This is a genomic window from uncultured Oceanicoccus sp. (assembly GCF_963968385.1).
In the GTDB taxonomy this organism is placed as follows: Bacteria; Pseudomonadota; Gammaproteobacteria; order Pseudomonadales; family Dasaniaceae; genus Oceanicoccus.
The window spans coordinates 1-3,874 of the sequence record NZ_CAXAHB010000109.1 but is presented as its reverse complement, the minus strand read 5'-3'; the positions used below and the strand labels follow the sequence as shown (position 1 = coordinate 3,874).

Below are 3,874 nucleotides of genomic sequence, written 5' to 3'. Positions count from 1 at the left end.
CAATGTAGTCACAGGTTCTGCGACGGTAAATGCTTGGTTAGCTTGCATAAAAAGTATGTTAGCGCCGATTTAGAGGCGCCTGAGTATTGCCGTTTTAGCTTATTAGGAAAAAGGTGGCGAAATTCTACGCGTCGCTGACAGGAAAATCTATCAATAGCTTAGATCTGGCTGAAGGTATTAGGCGGTTTATGCCCGATGATAGCTATTCGCAGTAGGAATAGCTGTCGTTGCTTGGTTCTTGATCAACTCGATTTGGGGAAATTGCCGGCTATCACATTATCTTCTGCGTCGCTGGCTTCTATCACGCCATTTTTAAACCGGCGAGTCCATATGGCATCAGAGATACCGTCTTTGGGGTTAAATTCCGGCACCGCTTTCTGCAGAATCTGTTGTATCACTTCACAATCATTATTATCACAAGCGACTTGGAGTTGTCTGGTATAAAGGTCGATATCCTTTTCCGGCAACAGCGCCTCATCTGCTCGCATTACTTTGGGGTGATCGGTGCCGGTAACGTTATCCCCAAGCAGTAATTCTTCATAAAGCTTTTCGCCGGGACGCAGGCCGGTAAAATGGATCTCGATATCACCCTTGGGATTGGCTTTGTCCTTTACTTCAAAACCCATCAAACGAATTAATCGACGGGCTAAATTAACGATGCGGACCGGCTCTCCCATATTTAATACAAAAACATCACCGCCTTGACTCATAGCACTCGCCTGCAGCACTAACTGAGCGGCCTCGGGAATGGTCATAAAATAGCGAATAATTTCTTTGTGGGTCACGGTCACCGGGCCGCCATTCTGGATTTGTTGACGGAATAACGGCACCACCGAGCCAGAAGAGCCCAGCACATTGCCAAAACGCACCATACAAAAGTCAGTACTATTATATTTACTGGCAAAGGCCTGCAAAACCAGCTCAGCCATACGCTTGGAGGCACCCATAACATTAGTGGGGCGAACGGCTTTATCGGTAGAAATCAGCACAAAATGATCAACACCGGCCTTTACCGCGGCACCAGCAGCAGAAAGAGTGCCAAAAATATTATTAGCTACACCTTCAACCACGTTATATTCGACCATTGGCACATGCTTATAGGCCGCCGCATGGTAAACCGTATTGACCGCAAATTCGGTCATCACCGATTCCAAGCGACGACGGTTCTGAACCGAACCTAGCAACGGGGTGATGCGAACATTGTGGGCTTCTTTAGCCTTGGCGCGCTCTAATTCACGCACAATCTGATACAGCAAAAACTCGGAAATATCGAATAAAATCAATTCATCAGGCTGGCATAAGATAATCTGGCGACACAGCTCGGAGCCAATAGAACCACCGGCTCCAGTGACCATAACCACTTTTTCGCGAATACATTGATCGATCAACTTAGGATCCGGCGCAATAGCATCGCGACCCAGTAAATCCGCCAGTTCAATATCCTGTAATTGCTCGACTTTGGCCGAACCTGACATTAAATCGGCAAAATCCGGCACAGTTTTCACATAAACCGGCAAGCCTTCTAATTGATCAATAATTTCACTGCGCCGGTGGCTGGTAGCAGAGGGCATGGCGAGAAACACATAAGAAATAGCAAACTCTTTGGTTAAAGCCGGCAGCTGGTTTGAACCATACACAGGGACACCATTAATAACGGTGCCTGCCAAAGCAGCGTCATCATCGACAAAGACTACCGTCTGGTATTTTCCGCCATGAAACAGGGCATTTGATAATTGTCGACCGGACACGCCAGCACCATAAATAACCGCCTTAAGGCGATTATTATTAAAAGCACTATGGTAGAAAGACCGGAGCAGCAAACGAAAACCGCCAATTAAAATCAGGGCTGTTGCCCAGTAAATAACAGGCGTCGAACGGGGAAGTCCGCTACCCGTTAAAAAGATCGCTAGGGCTAAAAGCACGGCCGATACTGTTACCGCCTTAACAATAGTGACAATGGCCTGCTGGCCCATATAACGGATAATGGCTCGATATAGCCCCGCTCTCAGGAAAAAGGCGGCGCTAAACACCATGGTTAGCATCATCGCCAGCAAATCGACGACTCTAAACTCATAAGCCAAGCCGCCCCAACGCACCAAAACTGCTAGCCAGATAGCGAGGGGGATAAAACAAAGATCAATCGCTAACAGGACCGCTTGCTTCCAGTGCCTGGGTAGCTCGTAGATTTTTTCAGCGGGAATAGAAAATTGCCCTTTGATGTTGGCAACCCATCGCTTGGTTGTATTGAGGACAGTCTTCATTGAATTCCTTTATATCCAATCATACCTTAGATGTAATCTATCGCTAAACTTGGCGTATTGTATCCTTAACAATCAAGAGAATATCTAATACTTAAGTATTAGATAACCAGAGGATATTGAAAACATGAATTTGACCTCTTAGTTTACCCGATCACCCTGCCCTCTCCCTGCAACGGTCATAAACAAGTATTTAAAATAATCCTTTAGGGTAAAATTCGCAATCATCCGCTGATCCACTTTGGATAATCGCAGTGGGTCTGACATATCAAGTTCATTAATCTGAGCCAAGCCCGTGATACCCGGCAATACATCAAAAACACCGCGTTGCTGGCGCTCATAGATCAGTTCTTTCTGGCTGGTCAGACAGGGTCTTGGGCCCACCAGGCTCATCTCGCCTTTCAGGACATTAAAAAGTTGAGGCAGTTCATCCAATTTGGTTTTGCGCAGCATAGCACCCAAAGTCGTTACAGCATCGCCATTCACCTTGTGGGTAGCAACAGAAGCCGTGCCCTGTGACATTGTACGAAATTTCACCAAGGTAAAAGGGCGTTGATTTTTACCCACGCGATGCTGAAAAAATAGCGGAGATCCGGTATCAAAAAAACCGAGCAGAGTAATCAGCATAATGATCGGTAAAGTCAGCAGGAGGCCAACCAGCGCCAACAATCGATCAATGATCATAACAGCGGGAGTATTCAATGCAGCATCTTTGTTAGAGTTTGTTTCAGGGTATATTTTGGTGTCCATCCCACCATGTCAGTCGTTGCTGATAGATCAACTTGCAGACTGCCGAACAAACGATCAGCCATGGCCTTTTTACCCATCAAGCCTAGCAACAATTTCAATACAACGGGAGGAAAATAAAAAATCCGTTGCGGCAAACCCGATAACTCCCGCACCGCAGTGACAATATCAGCCGTTGAGTACGCCACGCCATCGGATACCAACAACGTTTTACCCGTAGCCTCAGGCTTATCGATGCAATGCGCGATCAAATCACATAAATTGTCCACCGATACCATATCCCGATAATTTCTTAATCCGGCAAAAGGCAAAGGCATGCCGCCTTGAGCCAATTCAACCAGACGAAGAAAGTTAGCCTTTACGCCTGGCCCATAAACCAAAGGCGGACGAATAATAACCAGCTCCATTGCTGAATTTGACGATATTTCTTTTAGCGCCAGCTCGGCCTGTAATTTCGATTCGCTATAGGCATCTGTGGGGGCCGGAACATCCAATGATGAAAAACATTTGCCGTGATGAGTTTGTTCGCCATTCACTTTAATCGTGCTGAGAAAAATAAACCGTTTTACCCCACAGCGCCTGGCCGATGCAGCCAGGCGAACAGACGCATCTATATTGGTGCGCTGGTAATTGATTTCTGTCTGGTCGCCCATTTGATGAACACAGGCGGCAAGATGAATAACCACATCAATATCCGCCAGGCAGTTATCCCAATTATCGAAGCTATCAATATTACCGATTAACACCGATGGCAGGCTGGTATGCTTTTTACTGCGGCAGGCCAACAGCAGAGAGTGGCCCTGCGCTGCCAGCAGGGAGCTGAGCTGGCTGCCGATAAAGCCGTTGGCACCTGTTATTAGTATTTTCAT

Annotated in this window: 3 protein-coding genes; all 3 read right to left on the bottom strand. The window is 46.7% G+C overall.

The features are described from left to right. Positions 1–242 precede the first annotated feature (242 nt). Positions 243–2,261 (bottom strand): nucleoside-diphosphate sugar epimerase/dehydratase, encoded by a 2,019-nt coding sequence (locus tag AACP44_RS08660; RefSeq protein WP_339340130.1) that lies wholly within the window; start codon positions 2,259–2,261, stop codon positions 243–245. A 138-nt stretch (positions 2,262–2,399) separates the two neighbouring features. Next, the gene (locus AACP44_RS08655) at positions 2,400–3,008 is read right to left on the bottom strand and encodes a sugar transferase (RefSeq protein WP_339340129.1); all 609 of its coding nucleotides are present in this window, start codon (positions 3,006–3,008) and stop codon (positions 2,400–2,402) included. Next, positions 2,957–3,874, bottom strand: a 918-nt coding sequence (locus AACP44_RS08650) for an NAD-dependent epimerase/dehydratase family protein (RefSeq protein ID WP_339340128.1), incomplete at its 5' end; no start/stop codon positions are given. The genes AACP44_RS08650 and AACP44_RS08655, both read right to left, overlap by 52 nt.

What these genes read in the sequence shown, in the direction of transcription:
- AACP44_RS08660 (WP_339340130.1), bottom strand. Translation starts at nt 2,261, where the DNA reads ATGAAGACTGTCCTCAATACAACCAAGCGATGGGTTGCCAACATCAAA.
- AACP44_RS08655 (WP_339340129.1), bottom strand. Translation starts at nt 3,008, where the DNA reads ATGGACACCAAAATATACCCTGAAACAAACTCTAACAAAGATGCTGCA.